We start from the raw sequence: 21,366 nt of genomic DNA, 5'->3' as shown, positions 1-21,366 counted from the left end.
TAATATTTACTTCCGTTTCGGAAATAGAAACAAAACAATTTAAAATTTAAATAAAACTATTAATTCATCTGCGTTTATCTGCGGTCAATAATTCTGGAAATCTTACTTCATGCAGCTTCATATTAATTTGGGATAACTCAAACCTCCAAAAATTAGTTAAATTAGCGGTATGCTGCAATTGAGCAATCATAGAGACAAATATGCCAAGAACACAGAAAAACGATAACTTTGTTGACAAATCCTTTACCGTGATGGCAGATATCATCCTCAAGATATTGCCAACCAACAAAAAGGCAAAAGAGGCCTTTGTTTATTATCGAGATGGAATGTCCGCACAGGCAGAAGGTGAATATGCTGAAGCATTAGACTACTATACAGAAGCCTTAGAAATGGAGGAAGACTCTAATGATCGGAGTTATATTCTCTACAATATGGGTTTAATTTATGCCAGTAACGGCGATCATAATAAGGCTTTAGAGTATTATCATCAATCCATTGAATTAAATCCCCAATTACCCCAAGCCTTGAATAATATTGCCGTGATTTATCATTTTCAAGGTGAGAGAGCTAAGGAAGCAGGGGATAATGATGGTGGTGAAGCATTGTTTGATAAAGCAGCAGATTATTGGATTAGAGCGATTCGGATGGCTCCCAATAACTATATTGAAGCTCAGAACTGGATAAAAACCACCGGGCGATCGCAAATTGACGTATTCTTTTAACTTAGTCATTAGCCATTAGTCGGTTGTAAAATTTTGCCTAACAACTGACAAAGAACAACTGACAAAGAACAACTGACAACTGACAATTAACAAATTATGATTGATAGTGAACAAGTTCGTAAAGTCGCTAATCTCGCCCGTTTAGAATTAACAGCAGACGAAGAAGCACAATTTACCACTCAACTGGGTAGTATTCTAGACTATATAGAACAACTAAATCAACTGGATGTCACTAACGTAGCACCGACAACCAGAGCCATTGATGTTAGCAACGTCACCAGAGAAGATATTCTCCAACCCTATCCCGAACGAGAAGCAATCCTCAACAGTGCGCCTCAACAGGAAGGAGATTTTTTCCGAGTTCCCAAAATTCTTAATGCCGATTAGCTAGGAAGCAACTGAATTTTAGATTTTAAATTTTGGATTTTGGATTGAATATTCAAGATCCAAAATTTAAGAAAGTTTTTCTCCCTCAACTTGATAGCAATATGAAGGGCTTGCTGATAGCGTAGCGTGGCGTAAGCCATATAAAGCTAAAACTTAGATATATCAAGAGTTTGAAGGTAAAAAAGGTGAATCAGGTGCAAGGAATCAGGGTGGAAATTAGCAAAAACCTATCACTTGGATTCCAGACTATTCTTCTCTTCTTCTAATTCTTCCTCCTGACTCCTGACTCCTAGCCCTCACAGATAACTTTTTCAGCAAACCCTATGAATACAAAAGAGTAGAGACGCTCCGAGGAACGTCTCTACATCCCCGTAGGGACAGGGGATTAGGGGATTAGGTTTTTGGGTATGAGTTTAATATAGCAGATGATTTTTTATTTGCCAAGTAGTTGAGAATTATTTTCTCCATACTGATGTTAAAACGAACAGTATTTTCACAACAGGTTTTAAATCATGAAAAGGCAAAAGCTTTATTTTTCATAAAAAACCATCATCTTTTATAGCATTTCTTAGTCTAAAACAGTACAAATTTATTTGCGTTTATCTGCGTTTATCTGCGTTTTCACCATTAAATCCGTATTCATTAATTTATCCCAAAACCGAAAATAAAGACCATAATTACAATTAAACTTGTGATGATGAATAGTATGGTGCGTTGGTGTAATCCAATGTTTACCCCAAAAACCACGTATCCATGAATATGGATAAACTTCATAACCCGTATGATTAACAACACCAAATATCGTCATTAACGTTAGTAATAATCCCAGCATACTAATGTGAATAGGAATAATCAAAACCATCACGGGAATGATAATTGCCTGAATAATACTCTCAACAGGATCAAAAGAAAAAGAAGTCCAGGGTGTAGGGTTGATAGATTCGTGATGGATTTGGTGAAAGCAGCGATATATACTAGGAATATGCAACCAGCGATGAGTCCAATAAAAATAAGTGTCGTGGAGAATCAAATATATAAATAAGCTCAAAGGTAAATAAAACAAACCATAATCCATAAAATTTAAGTAAACCTTGGTATATCCCAAGTTGATCATTTCGATCATAAAAGCACTTGGTAATGCAAAAATTAAACAGGAAAAAAGAGACCACTTGATTTCACTTTTCATTTTACTCTTGCGTTGGTGCATATCATGGAGACGACGAACCTCCCAAGACGGGGGACGACGAACCCAAAGTAACCAATAGAGAACCGAAGATACAGTTAGGTATCTGATCGAAAGAACGAAAAACATAAACACAGTTAAAATACCAAATTGCCTGAGAGTAGGGAACATAAAATTAGCTTTTATTGATACTAAATAGGGTTTGCTGAAAAAGTTGTCTCTAAAATCTAAAATCCAAAATTTTTCGGTCAATTTTCAGTTGACACCCTTGCACCATTAGGAATATCTAACTCAATGGTTGGACCTCTATCAAGAACTTCAATATCCCATTGTCCACGACTAGAGGATTCAAACGCAATATAACGCCCATCAGGACTGATACTAGGATTTCTCACCCAACCACGATAAGTAGGGGTCAGAACTTGTGATTGTTGGGAAGCGCGATCATACAATGCAACAACAGGTCTACCTTGGTCACTGGTAATATAACAAATATAACGTCCTGTATAACTCAAGCTAGGACTTTCTATAATTACCGACTGTCTGTTTAATCTTGGTGTAGGAATAAAACTTTGATTTTCTAAATCGTATAATAACAACTGCTGATAACGAGAACGATTGGAGACAAAAGCCAAAAAACGCCCATTACCACTGATAGCAGGTTGTTCTTCAGTATATCGGCTATTGAGAGAAGTAACTCCCATAGGGATATTATCAGCACTGCAAGATATCAGCAAACTTGTCAAACCAAAAATTAGGCTCCAATAAATTGACTTTTGGAGCCAGTAGCTAGGTGTAAATGTTTTCACATTACTGTTTTCCGTCGTCAACCCCAAATGTGTTAAATGTCATCATCAAAATCGGAATTATCTGGCTCGTTATTCGGCTTGTTAATGGGATTATATGGTACATAATCCGTAGGGATAGCTTCATCATCATCCTGTCTTCTGGGAGCAACTGAATCTCTAGGTGGACGACGTTTTCTTGGTCTAGGATTAGGGGTAATATCATCCTCACGACTTTCTGAGCGTTGAGGGCGATTATTGCCAGTATTATTGCGACGTGCTGGTTTTCTCACTGTATCTTGGGAATTTGAAGTTTCCCAATCGTCAACTGGTTTGGGAGTAGAACCCCAATTTTCATCTTCATAACCCTCACTGGGACGACTAACTGAACGCCCAGAATTGTTACGACGCTTTCTTTCAGGTGATTCTGGTTTTTCCCTGTTACGTGGGTTTGGTGAACTGCGTGGTGGCTGATCTTCGTAATAGTCATCACGAGTAGAACGTTCATCTCGACTACCGCGAATTCTAGGGCGCTGAGGGGCTTCTTCGTCTTCTTCATAGGGTAGGGGTTCTAAATCCGCATCCATCTCAGCTTGATAGTTGCGCCGCTCAGAATAAGAATATTTTCTGCTAACCTCGCGCTCATCGTCCACAATGGGAGTATTTCGTTTTGCTTGTTGAGTAGCGATACTTCGCAGACGAATACTTTCGACAGCAAAAAATACTGTAGAACCTACCAAAAGCAATTGACCAAATTGCAAAATTGGATCAAGTCGCCATCCTTGAAATACGAGAATAAAGCCACATAACAAGCCCACTGCTGCAAAAAAGATGTCTTGATCTCTTGACAGTTCTGGGCGGACAGAACGAAGAAAGTACAATGCTGCTCCAGCTACAGCTAGGAAAATTCCTAGAATACTGGCTGAGTTTGCTCCAAAATTTACCTGAGCCAAAACACTGGCTGAGTTCAGCCCAAAATTAACCATTGGTGTTTTCCTAATATCAAATCTATATTAACGAGTTTCAGAAATACCCGGTAAGCGTAAAGCTCAGAGGCTTGGCTCCCTGAGATACAAGGGACTCGTGGGATTTTAATCCCCGTCATCAATTCTTACTCAATTTCTATTTTCTCTTGCCATAATTTTGCATTTTATGGATAATATTACTTATACAGGAAGGGTAATCAACCTGTCTAAAAACCCGATTGCTGCCTAAATCGCAGACACTGTACCTTGACAATTAAATCTATCGGGTTCTATTACATTGTTCTAGCTTCCTCCTGGTAATAGGTAAAAGATTTACAGGTGCTAGACACTCAGGATTTTGAAGCGCATTTGCTTCAACTAAAAAAAGAACTTGCATTAATGCAACTAGGGTAGGGCATACCCGAATTCGCTTGGGGAGAACCCCACCTCTGGTATAGAGAACGCAAGGAATCTAAATTAAGTGGTTTCGATGAACCAAGAATCTCACTGGCTTTAGCCAGTAAGAGTGTCAATATCACTATTTTAACCAGTCATAATAATATTGTAGAAGAAGAATACTGGAGTTCAGAAGTCTGGGAGAAAGGAGAAGAAAACAGAAAATTCTTCCCCAGTCCTTAGTACCTAAGAATTAAAAACGTTGGATTTTATCTTTTTGGCTAATGAAAATTAGACCAATGGTAGCAGGGATGACGACGATCGCAGTACCCCAAACGAGACTCCAAAGAAAATTTGCTAAAGAGGGTGTCATAGTTCTCAACCTTTTTTTACACAGTTTATTTTCATTTTAATCTGGGATTACTTTCTTGAAAAGTAAAACAGGATTATCTATCAGGGTTATTGGTCGGATGTAATACAATTGAGCGCTGGGAAACCCTACTCGTACAGGTTTAATGATTTCCTGAATGTATATCAATTAAGTACATACCGCACATCTAACTTGGTATTTACTTGATTGATGATCCTAAGTCAATAACTTTGTTTTTCTATTCTCACAATAAAATGGCACTATTTAGTTAAAATTGAGGGAAGAATACGTTACAAAACTTAAAGTTTATCAACTTGCGCCCAAGTTTTGGATTCTCTCACAGATGGTAGCTAAACAACATGACTGGTGTTAACTTGACTGCTTGGATTCTTGGTCCGGTTTTGGGAGTGATGACGTTTTTATTTATTTTCCGCATTATTCTCACGTGGTATCCCCAAATTAATCTCAATAGTTTGCCTTTTAGTCTCATAGCTTGGCCGACTGAACCCTTTTTAATCCCGTTGCGGAAGTTTGTACAACCTATTGGTGGTGTGGATATTACCCCGATTATTTTGGTAGCAATTTTCAGCTTTATTCGGGAAATTTTGCTAGGTCAGCAAGGGTTACTGACCATGTTAGACAGGTGATAGGAAGTAGGGGAGTAGGGGAGCAGGGGAGCAGAGGAGTAGGGGAGCAGAGGAGAATATTTTCCTGACCAATGACCAATGACCAATGACCAATGACCAATGACCAATGACCAATGACCAATTACTGCATTTTCATGTCCTGGACAAAGCTGGTGTAAATATTACCTTCTAAAAATTGTGGGTTTTCCATAATTTTTTGATGGAAGGGAATGGTTGTAGGGACTCCTGTAATGGCACATTCTCTTAATGCGCGTTTCATCCGGGTAATGGCGGTGGCTCGGTCTGGTCCCCACACAATTAATTTACCTATCAGGGAGTCGTAGTAAGGGGGAATGTGGTAGTCCGTGTATACGTGGGAATCAATCCGCACTCCTGGTCCTCCGGGGGGAAGATAACCGCTAATTCTGCCGGGGGCTGGACGGAAATCATGATCTGGATCTTCGGCGTTAATCCGGCATTCAATGGAATGTCCTCTGAGGACGACTTCTTTTTGTGTGAGCTTTAGTCTTTCACCTTGGGCAATGCGAATTTGTTCAACTACTAAGTCTATACCAGTAATCATTTCTGTGACTGGATGCTCAACTTGTATCCGGGTGTTCATTTCCATGAAGTAGAATTTACCGAATTTATCTAGGAGAAACTCGATAGTTCCTGCTCCGGTGTAGTTGATAAACTGGGCGGCTTTAACGGCTGCTTTTCCCATTTTTTGCCGTAAGTCGGGGTCAAGAGCGGGACTAGGGGCTTCTTCTAGGAGTTTCTGGTTACGACGCTGAATTGAACAGTCTCTTTCACCTAGATGGATGACGTTACCGTAGTTATCCGCTAGGATCTGAAATTCAATGTGACGGGGACGTTCAATAAATTTTTCTATATAAACGCCTGCGTTGCCGAAGGCTGCTCCGGCTTCCCCTCGTGCAGCGAAGAAAAGTTTGACAAATTCATCTTCGGAGCGGACTAGCCGCATTCCTCGACCACCTCCACCTGCGGTGGCTTTAATCATTACAGGATAACCAATTTTTTTGGCGATCGCTAATCCTTCTTCTTCTGACTCTACTAACCCTTCACTGCCGGGAACTGTGGGTACACCAGCCTTTTGCATTGTTTCTTTGGCTGTGGATTTGTCCCCCATAAGCCTGATAGATTCAGGACTAGGACCAATAAAAGCAATATGATGGTCTGCACAAATTTCAGCAAATCTGGCATTCTCTGATAAAAAACCATAACCAGGATGAATGGCAGTGGTATTGCGCGTTAGTGCAGCAGCAATAATATTCGGAATATTCAAATAACTCTTACTGCTGGCAGGTTCACCAATGCAAACTGCCTCATCTGCAAGTTGGACGTGGAGCGCGTTTCTGTCAACAGTGGAGTGAACAGCTACTGTGGCAATTCCCATTTCTTCACAGGCTCGGAGAATGCGAAGGGCTATTTCTCCTCGATTGGCAATTAATATTTTGTCAAATTTCATTTTCTAGTTACGATATCAGTACCAGTAGATTCACATTTTCTCCCATCCTGTTGACATAAAGCTGTTGCATTACTGTAAATCGTGACAGGAGATCCCCAAACATAATTTTTAACAGACTATTAGCTTATGTGGCATCTTTCCTAGACCTTTTAATATGACTTGTGCTGCAACTATATTTCTGTTAGTCTCATACCCATTCAAAAAATATTTGGGAAATCTTTGAGAAATCTTGTGCTTGAGAGATTTTTTTATGTTATACTGTAATCTGTGTTCAAACCGCGCGGATGTGGCGGAATTGGTATACGCGCACGCTTGAGGTGCGTGTGGGCATAGCCCTTGCGAGTTCGAGTCTCGCCATCCGCATTTTTGAATGTAAATAACCCGCTGTTATGTCAAAAAAATGATTGTAACAGGGGGTTTTTAAGTATTACAGCGACTTTCGGATAAATAAACCACATTTTTTGATCTCACGCAAAGGCACAGGGAGAAATTAGGAGTATTGATAAATTAAATGCGATCGCTATAGTATATAGATAAATGAACTTTTGTAAAGAAAATTGACTACTATTTTTAATCCGACACATAACTTAATCTTGCCAACTGCTTGGCATTGCCTAACTCCCATTTGGCAAGGTGGGGAAGAAGTTGTTAAAAAGGGTTTACCTCACACTCAGTTAGCTCCAACTTGGCAATTATTGCTTTTGGGTGATGGTTCTCCGACTCGGCACGTCCAACTGCTAACTGGTGAGCCAACAGAAGTGGATGTGATTGATATGTCATCCATTGGCATGAATTCAGATCATGCACCGTCCATAATTCAAATGTTACCGGGTCCAAGAGTGCGTCGGCAGGTGTGGGTACGAACTGCCTCTGGTCAACGGTTATATTATGCTACTTCTTGGTGGGAAGCAAGTCATGTAGATGAATATTTACAAAACAAGTCTTTACCAATTTGGGCAAGTTTAGCACGGTTACGGACTGAATTGTATAGAGATGTCCAAGGTATTTATTATGGGAACTCAGAGGCGTTAGAGTCGGGTTTTAATGAAAAAGGTCCATTTTGGGGTCGCCATTATTTATTTTGGCATCATGGACAACCGCTGACTTTGATTTATGAAGTTTTTTCCCCGTTTTTAACTAAATATTTGGGGGCAATGAATTATGAAGGTTAATTTTCAAATACCCTAAGAGGATGTTTGAAAAGTATCAGAATTAATCGAGATCCCCCCAACCCCCCTTACAAAGGGGGGCTAAATTCCTCAAAGTCCCCCTTTTCAAGGGGGATTTAGGGGGATCTGCGGGTGTCAGATCCCACGCGAAAAAGTTTTCAAACACCCTCTAAGAGGATGTTTTTGCTGCTTGGGGAGATTCAACATCATAATCAGGTACAATATATTCCACATTTCGCACTTTTGGGTTAGTATATCCACTTAAACCAACTAATAACAAACCCAGAGAAGAAATCACATACAAAAGAGCCATTCCTGCACCTTTACCAGTGCCAAATAAACCACTAAATAAAGCTGTCAGATTACCTCCTGGCATCATAGCTGGTTCAAAAATACGGTCAGCAAGTAAAGCAGAAATGAAGACTGCGATCGCCGAAACAATCTGTTGAATACTAGACTCTGTAGCAAAAACTCGTCCTTGGAAATCTGGTCTAACTTTACTCAACAAAATAGCTGTACTGGAACTTGTCAACATAGGAAAATTGAGAGAAGAACAAAATTGTGCCGGTAGCCAAATCATTAATCCTTGTGCAAAACCAAATACTGTTTTGCTGATTCCAGCCCCAATCATTCCTAACAAAAAGCCATTTATCCGCCGTTGAGAACCACCCCAAATACTCAAAATAATAGTTCCTATTACGCCACCCAAACCAGCCGCAGAAGAGATACTTCCTAACACTGTAGCGTTGTTATTTGTCCGTGCCAAAATCATAGCAGAAGACAAGGTTGCACCGATATCATGAAAGAACCAAAATAAAGAACCAGTTGCGATCATAGCTAAAAGACTCGGACGGGCTACAAGATAGCGAAAGCCAAAGATGATTTCTTGCCAAAAATTGATAGCATTATGAGATTTATTATTGATGTTTAGTTGGGGAATATGGACTGTAAAAATGGTAGCGATCGCTATTGTAAAACTAACCAGATCAATAACTAAAATTCCACTCAAATGAATTATATAATAGAGTACACCTGCTAATCCTGGAGCGATAATAATTGAACCGTAATGAATAGTAGAATTCATACTTGTGGCGCGGGTATATTGCTGTTTGGGAACTAGCATAGAAATTGATGCTGAATATGCCAAAGATTGAATTTCACCAAAAGCCCCATTCACAGCACTAGTTAAATAAAGATGCCAAGTTTCTAGTTGATTATTTAAGTAAAAATAACAGATAAATACAGTAGATATAGCTGCTACTGCATCACCAATTATCATCAATATTTTTCTATTTACACGGTCTACAATTAGTCCAGAAATCAAGGTAATCAAAATACTAGGAATCAATGTGAACAAACTGAGTAAAGCTAATGTAGTTACCTGACTTGTTAGTTCCCAAACCCAGAGTTTGATAGCAAAATTGGTCATGGAACTACCAATACTTGATATAAACTGACCAAACCAGATAATAAAAAAAGTACGCATTCTGGATTAATTATGTTGTAAAAATTCAGGAGTCAGGAGTCAGGAGAAAGAAGAAGGAAGAAGGAAGAAGGAAGAAGGAAGAAGGAAGGAGAATATTTTTCTCTTCTGTTCCCTGTTCCTTGCTATATCAAACATTCTGTATCCTGAATCCTTGCATTATGTTAGCTATGTTTGATAAGTAAGATATTTAAATAAATCATCAATTATTGCATTAGCCGATAAAATATTACCAAATATCCAGTAGCTAGAATCAACATTATAAACTTGTTGATTTTTTACTACGTTTAGTGTTTGCCAAAGCTGACTATTTTGATATTTATGAAATAATTCTTTAGCCCCCGGATCTACAGCTACAAATAAAATATCTGCATCGAGTAAATCTATTCTTTCTAAGCTGAGGATAATTAAATTATCATCAGGAGACTTGATTAATTGACGCTGATAAACTGGCATAGAAATTCCTAATTCTGCCAAAATACTCCCAGGAAAAGAATATTGAGAACGAAATTCAGGTAATTGTATTTGTCCATGAAAACGACTCACAGAAACTTTAATTTTATTAACTTTATCACCCAACAAAAACCGAAGATTTGTTAATTTTTCTTGATACTGAGTTAATAATTTTTTAGCAATATCACTTTTATTTAAAATATCTCCCATTTGTTGTAAAGAATCTTTCCAGCCACTTTGAGAATATTTTACCTTTACTGTAGGAGCAATTTGTGAAAATAATTTATAGGTTTCTGGATTAATACCATATAAACTAACAATCAAATCAGGATGTAGTTTAACAATTGCTTCAATGTTTAATTGATTTTCCTTACCTATATAATTTATCCCTGCTATTTTATTACCCAAGAAATTAGCTTTATTAGCTACAAAAGTAGATTCTGGAGCGGCAATTGGCTTGATTCCTAATGCTAAGACAACCTCTAAAGCTAATTGTTCAGTTACTATTACTCGTTTTGGCTGAATTGGAACACAACTTTCACCTAATTCATGTTTAACTAACCGACATTCTGCCCCTAATGCTGATGGCTTCACTTTTATTTCTTCCGGTTTCTGATAAAAACCACTATAACAAGCAGTAACTATCAATAAAGAGATAGCAGTTAAAATACATAGCCTTAGATAAGCAAAATGTCGTTTTTTCATTGAAAATAATTTTGAATTATTAACTAAACATGAACAGAGGTGAGTAAATTCTGCACGTAATATTGGGGAATAGTTTCTACTTCCCCACCACTGCAATCATTCAGATATAGTGTTTTATTTTCATCTACCAAAACATCAGCTTGCACAGTGTCAAAACTGCCATCTGGTTTCATAAAACTTAATTCAACGCGATTGAATTTACAATCATCGCTTTGAGTAATTATTTGATGAACAACTTTATAATTAAACCATTGCCAACCATACATTGAAATCATTTCTCTTTCTAAAACCTGTGCTGCTTCTGGTAATATTGCCCACCCTCGATAAACACGCTTGATAAAATCAAGATTACCTGTGCGTGTCAAAATAGCAGTGAATGATTCAGCATCTAATCTGGCATAGTATCTAGCATCAGGAAAATCTATAGCAGTAGGGGCAAAACGATGACCACCAAAATGCGTAGTTTGCCAGATTCTGACATGATTTAGACCTAAATTATTAACAATAGTTTTTGCTTGACGATAAAAAGGATTACCAAACTTAGCACAGCATTTATCCCGGCTACCATGAGTACAGATAAAAATATCTCTTGTGGTAGATTCTAGGCTATAAACTTCTAAATTTTTATCAAGTAAACATTTTCTAACAGCAGGTGCTACCTCATTAATATCAGATACAGCAAATTCATACTGACTATAACCTTGAGTAAAACCTGTGGGTTTATGAAAAACGAAAACTCGTGTTACATCTGGTTGCTTCAGTTCTTCGTTATAAAATAATAAGAACTCTACAGTTTTTTCAGATTCGCTAAACTCTTTAACTAAATTTCTTAAATTATCGGGAATTGGCTGAGAATTAAATGCCTGTTGAGTCCAAGGTGTTGGACATTCAACCATTACAAAAAAATCAAAGTTTTCAGCATTAGCAATTGGGTCTTCTCCCACATAACGAGATTCTAGCGCACAAAAGGAATTGAGCATAATGAAATAACTGGGTAAGGGCTTATGAAAATTTCCAGTGTAATTCTCAAAATCAGGATTACTATCTGTAGATTTTCAACTATCTTATTTTCATCATCCAGACTATAGGAATAATATTTGATTTATGAAACGATACGTAGGGTGCGTCAGACTGCATAAATTGTATTAATAAACAGATTTGTCATATCTGACGCACCCTACAATACTAATTTTTTTATGGCTACGCCACGCAAGCTATCAAAAATCAAATATGAGTCCTATATTTAGTTATTTCTGAACTAATATGTGAAGTTTGAGAGGCGGGTTTTTCCGCCCATTGAAGTTGACTATTTAAGCACAAATCACAAATCAAAAGAAACAGTTCCTAATACTGTTAATGGTGCAGCCGGAACAATAAAAAAACCTTGAGACTCGTAATACTTAGTATCTAGCAGGTTTTTGAAATTGATAGCAGCACGCCAATTATCCCGCTTATAAAAAATACTAGCATCCGTTCTGAGATAGGAAGGAATTTTCAGATTATTTGGTAAACTCGCTTCCCTTTCTCCAGCATAAACAAATCCAAGTCCTAAACCAAATCCTTGTAAATTACCTTTTTGCAATTCATAAGTAGTCCATAAACTTGCACTATTATAAGGTATACCAACCAACCTATTATTAAGTAATGATGAGTCATTATCTTGGCTGATGTTCGCATCTGTGTAAGCATAAGTACCAATGATTTTCCAACCAGGGAGAATTTCACCTACTATATCTAATTCCACACCTCGACTTTTTTGTTCTCCTGTTTGAATTTGGAAATTTTCATCAGTAGGATCTGTAGTTAAAACGTTTTTCTTGGTAATATCAAAATAAGCCAAAGTTGCTGATAGACGTTTATTCAAAAACTCCTGTTTAATTCCCACTTCAAATTGCGCTGCTGTTTCTGGTTTAAAAGGTTCATTATTGCGAGTTGTGCCAAATATTTGCGGGTTGAAAGAATTTGTCCAACTGGCATAAATTGATGTGGAATCGGTTGGTTGATACACCAAACCTACTCTTGGTGAAAACTTCGAGTCAGAGTTTTCTGTACTGATATCATCTAGTAAATTTCTACTAAAGGAATCAACATTATCAAAACGACCACCAGCAAGTAATTTAATTTGTGGCGTAAGTTCTAATAAATTCTGGAAATAGACTGCAATATTATCTGCGCCATACTCGTCATTAGACCTGTTCAAAGTCGTAGGTGCTGGTGTGCCATAAACAGGGTTGAAAATATCTAAATCACCAATGTTAGCACTGTAAAAGTCGCTGCTTGATTTGTAACTAGATAATTCTACTCCAACCAGTACATTATGGCGGATCGAACCAATGTTAAATTTACCACTAATTTCATTTTGGAATGTCAAATTATTCTGGGATTCGTCAACATTGCGATATCTCCGTGCTACTGACCGTCCATCATCTCGGATAAACCTTGGTTGTACTCCTCTGGTATTACCACTAACATTAATAACATTAAAACCTTGACGGAATTTCCAGTTATTATTGTACCCAAATTCACTTTCTAGGGAATAAGTAAAATTATTAGATTTTAATTCGCCACGATTAAGATTAGGTTCACCTAAAAAGCGGTTGATGGGCAGATCAAAAACTACTTTATTATCAGAAGGAAAACCCCGGTCAAAAGTGTAGTCATATTTTTGGTATTCATAACCAAAGGTAAGATTTGCCCTTTCTCCTACTTTGACGGTAATCATTGGGGCAATAAAGGTACTGTCATTGTCCACGAAATCACGAAAACTTTTAGCATTTTCATAAGCTACATTGAGTCGGTAAAGTGCGGCGCGATTTTCTAATAAAGGTCCTGAAAGATCAATTGCTCCTCGGTAAAAGTCATTACTACCAATAGTGCCGTTAAGTTGATAAAAAGGATCTGCAAGGGGCTTTTTTGTAATAGTATTAACGACACCACCGGGACTGGTGACACTACCATACAAAACGGATGCTGGACCTTTAAGAAATTCTACCCGCTCAATATTAGCGACATCACGAGGACTCAAAAAACCAGCATCTTTTACGCCATCACGAAGGCTTTCAAATTGTGTAGCAAAACCGCGAATAAAATAGCCTTGAGATGCAAGTCCGCCATAGGTTGCTTGAGGACGGACACCACTAACGTTATCTGCTAGTTCGTTGAGTCTAACTACTTGTCGATCTTGAATGACTTCTTTGGGTATTACTTGTACAGATGCAGGAATATCACGCAATGGGGCATCAATTTTAGCGGCGGTTGTAGCTTCCGGGATAAAGTAACCGCTATTTTTTTCGCCTGTAACTATTAATTCTATTGGTGTTTCAGAAGCGGTTGGTTCTTCTGATTGAGTTTGATTTTCTGATTGGGTGGTTGGCGTAGGTTGGGTTTCTGCTTGGGTGGTTGGTGTCGGTTGGGTTTCTGCTTGGGTGGTTGATGCTGTTGAGGTGACACCGAAAATTAAACCTTCGTCACTATCAAATAATTCTACTGTGGGTGTATTATCTGTTCCCGTAACGGTAACTCTGATGGTGTTGTTATTAAAGTTAGAAACTGTGATGTCGCTAACTCCAGCAATGGGTTGTTTTTGGCTAACTGGATCACCATTGGGTAGAGAAAGTTGGGCTGTGGGAATGTCAACAATAAAAGTGTTACCGTCTTTTTTCGGGGATACTTGTAATTTGTCACCTTCTGGAGTGGCTAAGATTATTTCTAAGCCATTCTTGGTGGTGTTAAATTTGACTTCAGTTATTTTGACTAATGTTGGACTTTGCTGTGTTGAAGTGGTAGTAGATGCGATCGCTGCAATTTCAAAAATTAAGCCTTCATCACCATCAAATAATTCGGCTTTTGGTACACCTTTTTCACCTGTAATTGTTAGTTGAACGGTGTTAGGGTTAGTTTGAGTGAGGCTAACATTGGTGATACCAGCAACTGGATTTTTTTGGTTAAAACTGTTTTGTTTACCTAGTGATAGGACTGTATTAGGTATTTCTACTATAAAATTACTGCCTTGGCTTTTATTGACTGGCTTGAGTGCGTCTATATTAGGAGTTTCTAAAATTACTTCAATGCCTTTAGCGGTGGTATTAACTTTAATTCCTGTTATTTTTGCAACTGATGTATTACCTTTTTGTGCTAATAAGGGCGCTGCACTGGTTGAATAGTGTTCTTTGTCTTCAACGCTAGGTATTTCTTGTGTTTGTTTTTGGGCATACGCTGGTTGTACTAAGCTGCCGATAACAGCTAGCGCTAATCCTACCGAACGTATCTCATTAATTAATTCAGATTTCATTCCCGTTACTCCTTACCCTACACCTGTAAACAGAGTTTTCCTTGAGTTTTGCGCTTGTATGCTTCCACATCCAGCAGCAACTTTCACGCTCAAATCTATGACGCAATAATTTATTGATAGTGTTTTATCTTTTATCTAGAAGATTTCTCACTAAATAGCTGCAAAGAATTTGCAGTTATGGCTATCACTATTAAGAACTATTATCATAAAGATTTTTATAAAGCAAGTATTTTTTTTAAACCGACTCTAGCTGTGCTGACGGGAGGGGACGCAATGGCTCGGTTAGAGTTTTGTCCTAAAATCCTTGCAGTGAGAGGCTTTATCGTAATTATCTGGACTAAAAGACTATTACTTTTTAGTCATGGCTTTGTGATATTAGAGTTTGCTGTCTATCTAAATCAGCAGTTTAGGAGGGTGTGAAAAACTTATACCTTGTCAGAATAATGATAAATTTTATTGATGAATTACTGATTGTTATTTTCAACTAATTGCTATAAAGTGAAATTCATAATTGAAAATAAATAGCAATAACTGCTAACTACCTGCAAGAAACAGGCTAACTAAATGCGAATAAAACGCTGCTAATAACCATGAACTAGTAGGTCAGAAATAGCGTAATTGCTCTTTGTTAAGGTTTTTCAACTGGCTTCAATTCAATTTTCTTGTGTGCCTCCAGGCTGTGAAAAGACAATGACTCAATCTATCAATGATTTTTCTACCGTTGTAGAATTACTGCGTTACAGGTGTTTAAAACAACTTAATATTGAGGCTTTTACTTTTCTGCCAGAGGGAGAAGCACAAGCAAAGTCCTTGACATATCAGGAGTTAGACCGTCAAAGTCGAGCAATTGCCTGTCAGTTGCAAGTATTAAATTTAACTGGGCAACGGGCATTACTGCTGTACCCACCGGGATTAGATTATTTAGCAGCGTTTTTTGGGTGTTTATATGCAGGTGTTGTAGCTGTTCCCGCTTATCCACCGCGCAACCATCGCAATACACCCAGAATACTGTCAATTCTCAAAGATGCTCAAGCGGCAATTGTTTTAACCACAACCACGATTTTGCAGCAGATACAATCTTTATTAGTCGCCGAAGCAGACACTAATTTGCGTTGGTTAACGACAGATGACATACAAGCTGATATCGCCGTTGACTGGCGTGAACCGCCTATAAATTCAGATACTCTGGCATTTCTGCAATATACTTCCGGTTCTACAGGTACACCAAAAGGCGTGATGTTAACACATGGCAATTTAATCCATAACGCAACCATGACCTATACTTGCATGGAACATTCCCTACAAAGCAAGTTTGTAACTTGGCTGCCCATTTATCATGATATGGGATTAATTGGTGGGGTATTGCAACCTTTATATGGTGGTTTTCCTTGTATCATGATGTCGCCAGCATCCTTTTTGCAAAACCCTTATCGTTGGTTAGCAGCAATTTCTCACTATCAGGGAACTACTAGCGGTGCGCCTAATTTTGCCTATGATTTATGTGTGCAGAAAATCACTCCTGAACAACGGGCTACCTTGGATTTGAGTAGTTGGGATGTGGCTTTTAATGGTGCAGAACCTATCCGTCAGCAAACCTTAGAACTGTTTAGTCAGACCTTTGCAGATTGTGGTTTTCGTCCCGAAGCTTTTTATCCTTGCTATGGTATGGCGGAAGCAACTTTAATGGTTTCAGGAACTGTGAAATCAGCTTTACCCGCCAATTTACCGGTTGAGAAAACAGCATTAGAACAACACAAAATTATTACTAAAAATTCACGTAAAAATGCTGTTAATTTAGTAGGTTATAACCTATCCATACCAGGACAGAAAATAGTCATTGTTGAGCCTGAAAATTATACTCTTTGTCATGAGAATGAAGTAGGGGAAATTTGGGTATCTAGTCCCAGTGTTGGACAAGGTTATTGGCAACGTCCAGAGGAAACTAAGGAAACTTTTCAAGCTCAACTTAAAGATGGCAATGAAGGTGATTTTTTAAGAACTGGTGATTTAGGTTTTTTGCATAATGGGCAACTATTCATTACCGGTAGAAGCAAGGATTTAATCATTATTCGCGGGCGTAATCTCTACCCTCAAGATATTGAATTAACAACAGAAAATAGCCATCCAGCTTTGCGTCGCAGTGGTGGGGCGGCATTTGCTATAGATGTAGAAAATGAAGAGAAATTAGTGATAGTCCAAGAATTAGAATTTCGGGCTAAACCAGATTTTGTAGAAGTTATTGCGGCAATTCGTCAAGCTGTTTCCCAACAATTTGAAATCCAAGTTTATGCAGTCGTTTTAATTAAAGGTGGGACTATTCCTAAAACTTCTAGTGGTAAAATTCAACGTCGTGCTACCAAAGCAGAATTTTTAGCTGATAATCTCCAAGTTGTTCATATTAGTATTTTCAATATTGAAAATTTGGGAGAAGTTAAAGCCGAAAATATTGAATCTTATTTACAACAAATAGTAGCTCAGGTGTTATCAATAACCTTAAATGAAATTAACTTACAACAACCTTTAAGCAATTTGGGTATTGATTCCTTACAAGCGTTTGATCTAAAAAATCGGATTCAGAAAGATTTAGGAGTAACACTTTCGGCGGTGGATTTATTTGAAACCAGTATTGTGCAAATTGGTAAACAAATCTTGTCAACAAATCAAACTAATATTCAAACCATCCAACCTGTTTCTCGAAATAGTGAATTACCTTTATGTTTAGCCCAAGAGCGTTTATGGTTTCTTGATCAATTAGAACCAGGTAATCCATTTTATAATGTAGCGATCGCTATTAGATTAAATGGTAAACTGGATGGAGTAATTTTAGAAGCCAGTTTGAACGAAATTATCAAACGTCATGAAAGTTTAAGGACAACATTTGTCGCTGTAGCTGGGAAACCAGTTCAGGTTATTCATGAGAGTTTAGAAGTAAAGTTTTCACATTTTACCACTCAGGAAAATTGTGATATTGATATTCAAAGTTTGATTTTACAAGAAACTCAAAAGCCTTTTGAACTGGCTGAACTTCCCCTATTAAGAGGAAAGTTACTAACTCTAAAACTTGATGAACATTTGCTGATAATTACCATACATCATATCATTGCTGATGGTTGGTCAATTGGGGTACTTATCCAAGAATTAGCAACGATTTATGCAGCATTTACTGTTAATAAACCTGCGCTTTTACCGGAACTGAGTATTCAATATGCAGATTATGCTTATTGGCAAAGAAATTATTATCAATCTGATATTATTGATAAGCAACTAAATTACTGGAAACAAAAACTTAGTAATAGTGCAGCATTACTCAATCTTCCCACAGATAAACCTAGACCAGCCATACAAACCTTTGCAGGTAAAAAGGAATTTTTTACCATTCCAGCAGAAATAAAAGCAGGTGTAAAAAAATTAAATCAACAAGAGGGTGTAACTTTATTTATGACTCTTTTGGCGGTGTTTAAAACCTTGCTTTACTGCTATTCTAAACAAGAAGATATTTTAGTTGGTTCGCCTGTTGTGGGTAGAAATTGGCGAGAGACAGAAAACTTAATTGGCTTTTTTATCAATACTTTAGTTTTTCGTAGTGATTTTAGTAGCAACCCCAGTTTTCGAGAATTACTTAAACAAATACGTGCTGTTGCTTTAGATGCTTATGCTCATCAGGATTTGCCTTTTGAGAAGTTGGCAGAGGAGTTAAAACCAGAACGAAACTTGAGTTATAATCCCTTGTTTCAAGTGATGTTTATTTTGCAAAATGCACCAATACCAACGGTTGAAAATTCAGAATTAACTTGGCAACCAGAAGAGGTAGATATTGGCACTTCTAAGTTTGATTTAAAGCTGAGTTTTTGGGAAAGTGATAAAGGAATAAATGGATCTTTTGAGTACAAAACAGATTTGTTTGCAGTTACAACTATTAAACGCATGGTTAGCCATTATGAGTTGATATTGCAGACTGTGATAGAAAATCCTGATATTCAGGTTCATAAGTTAATTAATATTGTTCAGCAACAACAGTCTGATCAAAAGCAGGAATTACAAAATATTAGTCAACAAAAATTAAAGTCTATTAAACGCGCTGCTGTTTCTCGGTTTGATAAGGATTGAAATGCGCTGGTTTTGATGGAATTTTCACGACTAATGCAAAGTAGGGGTAATTCATGAATTACCCCCACTACTAGGAAATAAAAAATTTTTAGGAGTGTGAATAATGCCTGATATTAAATATGGTAATGTAGGAGTAAAGCCTAGTCTTAAAAGTTTTGGTGAAATCAGAAGACAAGCTGTTAGTCAGTTGGTACAAGTAGCACCATTAAAGGTTGATGAAACTTTGCCCTTGTTAATTAAAGCTAATATTAAAGATGTTAATCTTGTCAGTTGGGTAGCGAGTAATGTAGAATTGGTGAAGAGCTATTTGTATCAGCATGGTGGAATTTTATTTCGTAATTTTCAAGTTGCTGATATTGAGGAGTTTGCAGGGTTAATTAGAACTGTATCTGGAAATTTAATAGAATACTGCGATCGCTCTTCCCCTCGTAGTGCAGTTCATGGTAAAATCTACACATCTACAGATCATCCTGCTAATCAAAGTATTTTTCTCCATAGTGAAAATTCCTATGCAGCAACATATCCCCTGAAAATCTTCTTTTACTGTGTGACACCAGCACAGCAGGGAGGAGAAACACCAATAGCAGATACAAGGAATTTATATCAAAGCATACCAGCAGAAATTAAAGAAACTTTTGCCCAAAAACAAATAATGTATGTGCGGAATTTTGGTGAGGGTTTCGGTTTACCTTGGGAAACTGTATTTCAAACGCATAATCGTCAAGAAGTCGAGGCTTTTTGTGATGATCAAGATATAGAATTTGAGTGGAAAGCAGGGAATAAATTAAGAATTCGGCAAATACGTCCAGCAATTTCTAAACATCCTTATACTGGTAATTTAGTTTGGTTTAATCATGCTGTATTTTTCCATATTTCCACTTTAGAAACTGATATTAGAACAGCATTATTATCTGAATTTTCAGAAGCAGAATTACCCCATAACACCTATTATGGTGATGGTTCACCAATTCCATTAGATGTATTAGATAAACTGCGGCATATTTATCAGCAAAATACCATAGTCTTTCCTTGGCAACAAGGTGATGTTTTAATGTTAGATAATCTCCTAACAGCGCATGGTAGAAACCCTTTTATTGGTAAAAGAAAAGTTGTAGTAGGAATGTCTGAACCATTTAAAAGGTGATATTAATAAAAACTTCTTTTCAGAATTTGGTAATACCAACTTCATAAATAAATTATGTAGACAAACAGAAAATTATCTGCGTTTATCTGCGTCCATCTGCGTTTAATAATTACTGATTGTACATCAAGAAAGAAACATCTTTAGACAGAAATAGAGTAAGATATGCTGAAACAAATTAACGGTTTTGAATTGTCTCCACAACAAAAATATTTATGGCATTTACAACAAAATGATAATTTTAATTATTGTGTTGTGGGTGCTGTATCAATTACGGGAAATTTACAAATAGACGTTTTAAAATCTGCTGTAAATCAAGTTGTCAACACCCATGAAATTCTCCATACTAATTATAAAAATGTGTCGGAAATGAATTTCCCTTTGCAAATTATTAACAATAATAGTGAATTTTGGCATCAAGAATATGATTTAAGCAATTGTAATATTCAAGCACAAGAAAATAAACTACAACAAATATTTGACGAATTTCTCAATTTAAACTTTAATCTAGAAACAGGTGCTATTTTAAATTTATCTTTGGTGAACATTGCAGCTAACAAATATATTCTATTAATGGCTTTACCTGCTATTTGTGGGGATAAAGCAACATTACAAAATTTAGTTAAATTAATTAGTGAATTTTATGCTGCTATCCGCCATCAAGAAGATATATTAGATGATGAAGTGTTACAATATGCTGATTTATCTGCGTGGCAAAATGAACTGTTAACAGGAGTAGAAACCCAAGCTGGTAGAAAATATTGGAGTAATTTAGATTTTTCAGTTTTATCAGCATTGCATTTACTTGGTGAAAAAACTGCAAATTTAGAATTTAAACCAGAAAGTTATAGCTGTAAATTAGACTGGAAGTTAACTAATAAAATTAATAGTTATCTTCAATTTAATGATATTTCTCTCAGTGAGTTTTTATTGACTTGTTGGAATATCCTGCTATGGAAACTAACAGGACAAGATAACCTAATTATTGGTTTTGTTTCCGAATGTCGTAAATATCAAGAATTAGAATCAGCTTTAGGTTGTAGTTTTTCACTCTCCCCCCACTTTCGAGAGTTTATAGGGTAGGTAGAAGTAGG

Annotated in this window: 17 protein-coding genes and 1 tRNA gene; 9 read left to right on the top strand and 9 right to left on the bottom strand. The window is 37.1% G+C overall.

Annotated features, from left to right (window positions below; all coding sequences use genetic code 11):
• Positions 1-200 precede the first annotated feature (200 nt).
• Both FJR05_RS21635 and gatC read left to right on the top strand, forming a co-directional pair.
• The gene (locus tag FJR05_RS21635) at positions 201-722 is read left to right on the top strand and encodes a photosystem I assembly protein Ycf3 (RefSeq protein WP_168646009.1); all 522 of its coding nucleotides are present in this window, start codon (positions 201-203) and stop codon (positions 720-722) included.
• Positions 723-818: 96 nt separating this feature from the next.
• Positions 819-1,109: an Asp-tRNA(Asn)/Glu-tRNA(Gln) amidotransferase subunit GatC gene (gene gatC / locus FJR05_RS21630; protein WP_168646008.1), complete on the top strand. Its 291-nt coding sequence runs from the start codon at positions 819-821 to the stop codon at positions 1,107-1,109.
• 589 nt (positions 1,110-1,698) lie between these two features.
• On the opposite strand, the gene FJR05_RS27450 is transcribed toward gatC, so the two are convergent.
• The 4 genes from FJR05_RS27450 to psbX all read right to left on the bottom strand — a co-directional run bounded on the left by FJR05_RS27450 (position 1,699) and on the right by psbX (position 4,811).
• Positions 1,699-2,184, bottom strand: coding sequence for a sterol desaturase family protein (locus FJR05_RS27450; protein WP_254447013.1), 486 nt, complete (start codon positions 2,182-2,184; stop codon positions 1,699-1,701).
• A gap of 356 nt (positions 2,185-2,540) precedes the next feature.
• Entirely contained in the window at positions 2,541-3,101 is a 561-nt protein-coding gene (locus tag FJR05_RS21620) for a PD40 domain-containing protein (RefSeq protein ID WP_168646006.1), read from the bottom strand.
• Positions 3,102-3,133: 32 nt separating this feature from the next.
• Entirely contained in the window at positions 3,134-4,063 is a 930-nt protein-coding gene (locus FJR05_RS21615) for a Ycf66 family protein (protein WP_168646005.1), read from the bottom strand.
• A 628-nt stretch (positions 4,064-4,691) separates the two neighbouring features.
• A complete protein-coding gene (gene psbX / locus FJR05_RS21610; RefSeq protein WP_096669626.1) occupies positions 4,692-4,811 on the bottom strand; it encodes a photosystem II reaction center X protein in 120 nt (39 codons plus the stop codon).
• 356 nt (positions 4,812-5,167) lie between these two features.
• Here psbX and FJR05_RS21605 point away from each other — a divergent pair, with 356 nt between their 5' ends.
• Positions 5,168-5,455 carry a YggT family protein gene (locus FJR05_RS21605; protein WP_168646004.1) on the top strand — a complete coding sequence of 96 codons (288 nt, stop codon included), beginning with the start codon at positions 5,168-5,170 and terminating at the stop codon, positions 5,453-5,455.
• Positions 5,456-5,576: 121 nt separating this feature from the next.
• On the opposite strand, the gene accC is transcribed toward FJR05_RS21605, so the two are convergent.
• The gene (accC, locus tag FJR05_RS21600) at positions 5,577-6,923 is read right to left on the bottom strand and encodes an acetyl-CoA carboxylase biotin carboxylase subunit (RefSeq protein WP_168646003.1); all 1,347 of its coding nucleotides are present in this window, start codon (positions 6,921-6,923) and stop codon (positions 5,577-5,579) included.
• 280 nt (positions 6,924-7,203) lie between these two features.
• On the opposite strand from accC, the gene FJR05_RS21595 reads away from it, so the two are divergent.
• Both FJR05_RS21595 and FJR05_RS21590 read left to right on the top strand, forming a co-directional pair.
• Positions 7,204-7,286 (top strand) — tRNA-Leu (locus FJR05_RS21595).
• Positions 7,287-7,480: 194 nt separating this feature from the next.
• Entirely contained in the window at positions 7,481-8,095 is a 615-nt protein-coding gene (locus FJR05_RS21590; protein WP_168646002.1) for a chorismate lyase, read from the top strand.
• A 166-nt stretch (positions 8,096-8,261) separates the two neighbouring features.
• Here the strand turns inward: FJR05_RS21590 and FJR05_RS21585 are convergent, their stop codons facing one another.
• From FJR05_RS21585 to FJR05_RS21570, 4 genes are all read right to left on the bottom strand, one after another.
• Positions 8,262-9,578: an MFS transporter gene (locus tag FJR05_RS21585; RefSeq protein WP_168646001.1), complete on the bottom strand. Its 1,317-nt coding sequence runs from the start codon at positions 9,576-9,578 to the stop codon at positions 8,262-8,264.
• 165 nt (positions 9,579-9,743) lie between these two features.
• A complete protein-coding gene (locus FJR05_RS21580) occupies positions 9,744-10,733 on the bottom strand; it encodes an iron-siderophore ABC transporter substrate-binding protein (RefSeq protein ID WP_168646000.1) in 990 nt (329 codons plus the stop codon).
• Positions 10,734-10,756: 23 nt separating this feature from the next.
• Positions 10,757-11,713, bottom strand: a complete 957-nt coding sequence (locus tag FJR05_RS21575) for a sucrase ferredoxin (protein WP_168645999.1) — start codon at positions 11,711-11,713, stop codon at positions 10,757-10,759.
• Between the two features lie 341 nt (positions 11,714-12,054).
• Positions 12,055-15,024 carry a TonB-dependent siderophore receptor gene (locus tag FJR05_RS21570; RefSeq protein WP_174783812.1) on the bottom strand — a complete coding sequence of 990 codons (2,970 nt, stop codon included), beginning with the start codon at positions 15,022-15,024 and terminating at the stop codon, positions 12,055-12,057.
• A gap of 177 nt (positions 15,025-15,201) precedes the next feature.
• On the opposite strand from FJR05_RS21570, the gene FJR05_RS21565 reads away from it, so the two are divergent.
• From FJR05_RS21565 to FJR05_RS21550, 4 genes are all read left to right on the top strand, one after another.
• Complete coding sequence (locus FJR05_RS21565; RefSeq protein ID WP_168645998.1) at positions 15,202-15,444, top strand: hypothetical protein; 243 nt, start codon at positions 15,202-15,204, stop codon at positions 15,442-15,444.
• A 270-nt stretch (positions 15,445-15,714) separates the two neighbouring features.
• The gene (locus FJR05_RS21560) at positions 15,715-19,131 is read left to right on the top strand and encodes a condensation domain-containing protein (protein ID WP_168645997.1); all 3,417 of its coding nucleotides are present in this window, start codon (positions 15,715-15,717) and stop codon (positions 19,129-19,131) included.
• Positions 19,132-19,234: 103 nt separating this feature from the next.
• Complete coding sequence (locus FJR05_RS21555; RefSeq protein ID WP_168645996.1) at positions 19,235-20,275, top strand: TauD/TfdA family dioxygenase; 1,041 nt, start codon at positions 19,235-19,237, stop codon at positions 20,273-20,275.
• Between the two features lie 162 nt (positions 20,276-20,437).
• Positions 20,438-21,355 carry a condensation domain-containing protein gene (locus FJR05_RS21550; protein WP_168645995.1) on the top strand — a complete coding sequence of 306 codons (918 nt, stop codon included), beginning with the start codon at positions 20,438-20,440 and terminating at the stop codon, positions 21,353-21,355.
• The last annotated feature ends 11 nt before the right edge of the window (positions 21,356-21,366 follow it).

The sequence above is a fragment of the Dolichospermum sp. UHCC 0259 genome, from assembly GCF_009711935.1.
In the GTDB taxonomy this organism is placed as follows: Bacteria; Cyanobacteriota; Cyanobacteriia; order Cyanobacteriales; family Nostocaceae; genus Dolichospermum.
The sequence above is the reverse complement of the archived record's forward strand: the minus strand, read 5'-3'. Positions and strand labels throughout refer to the sequence as shown.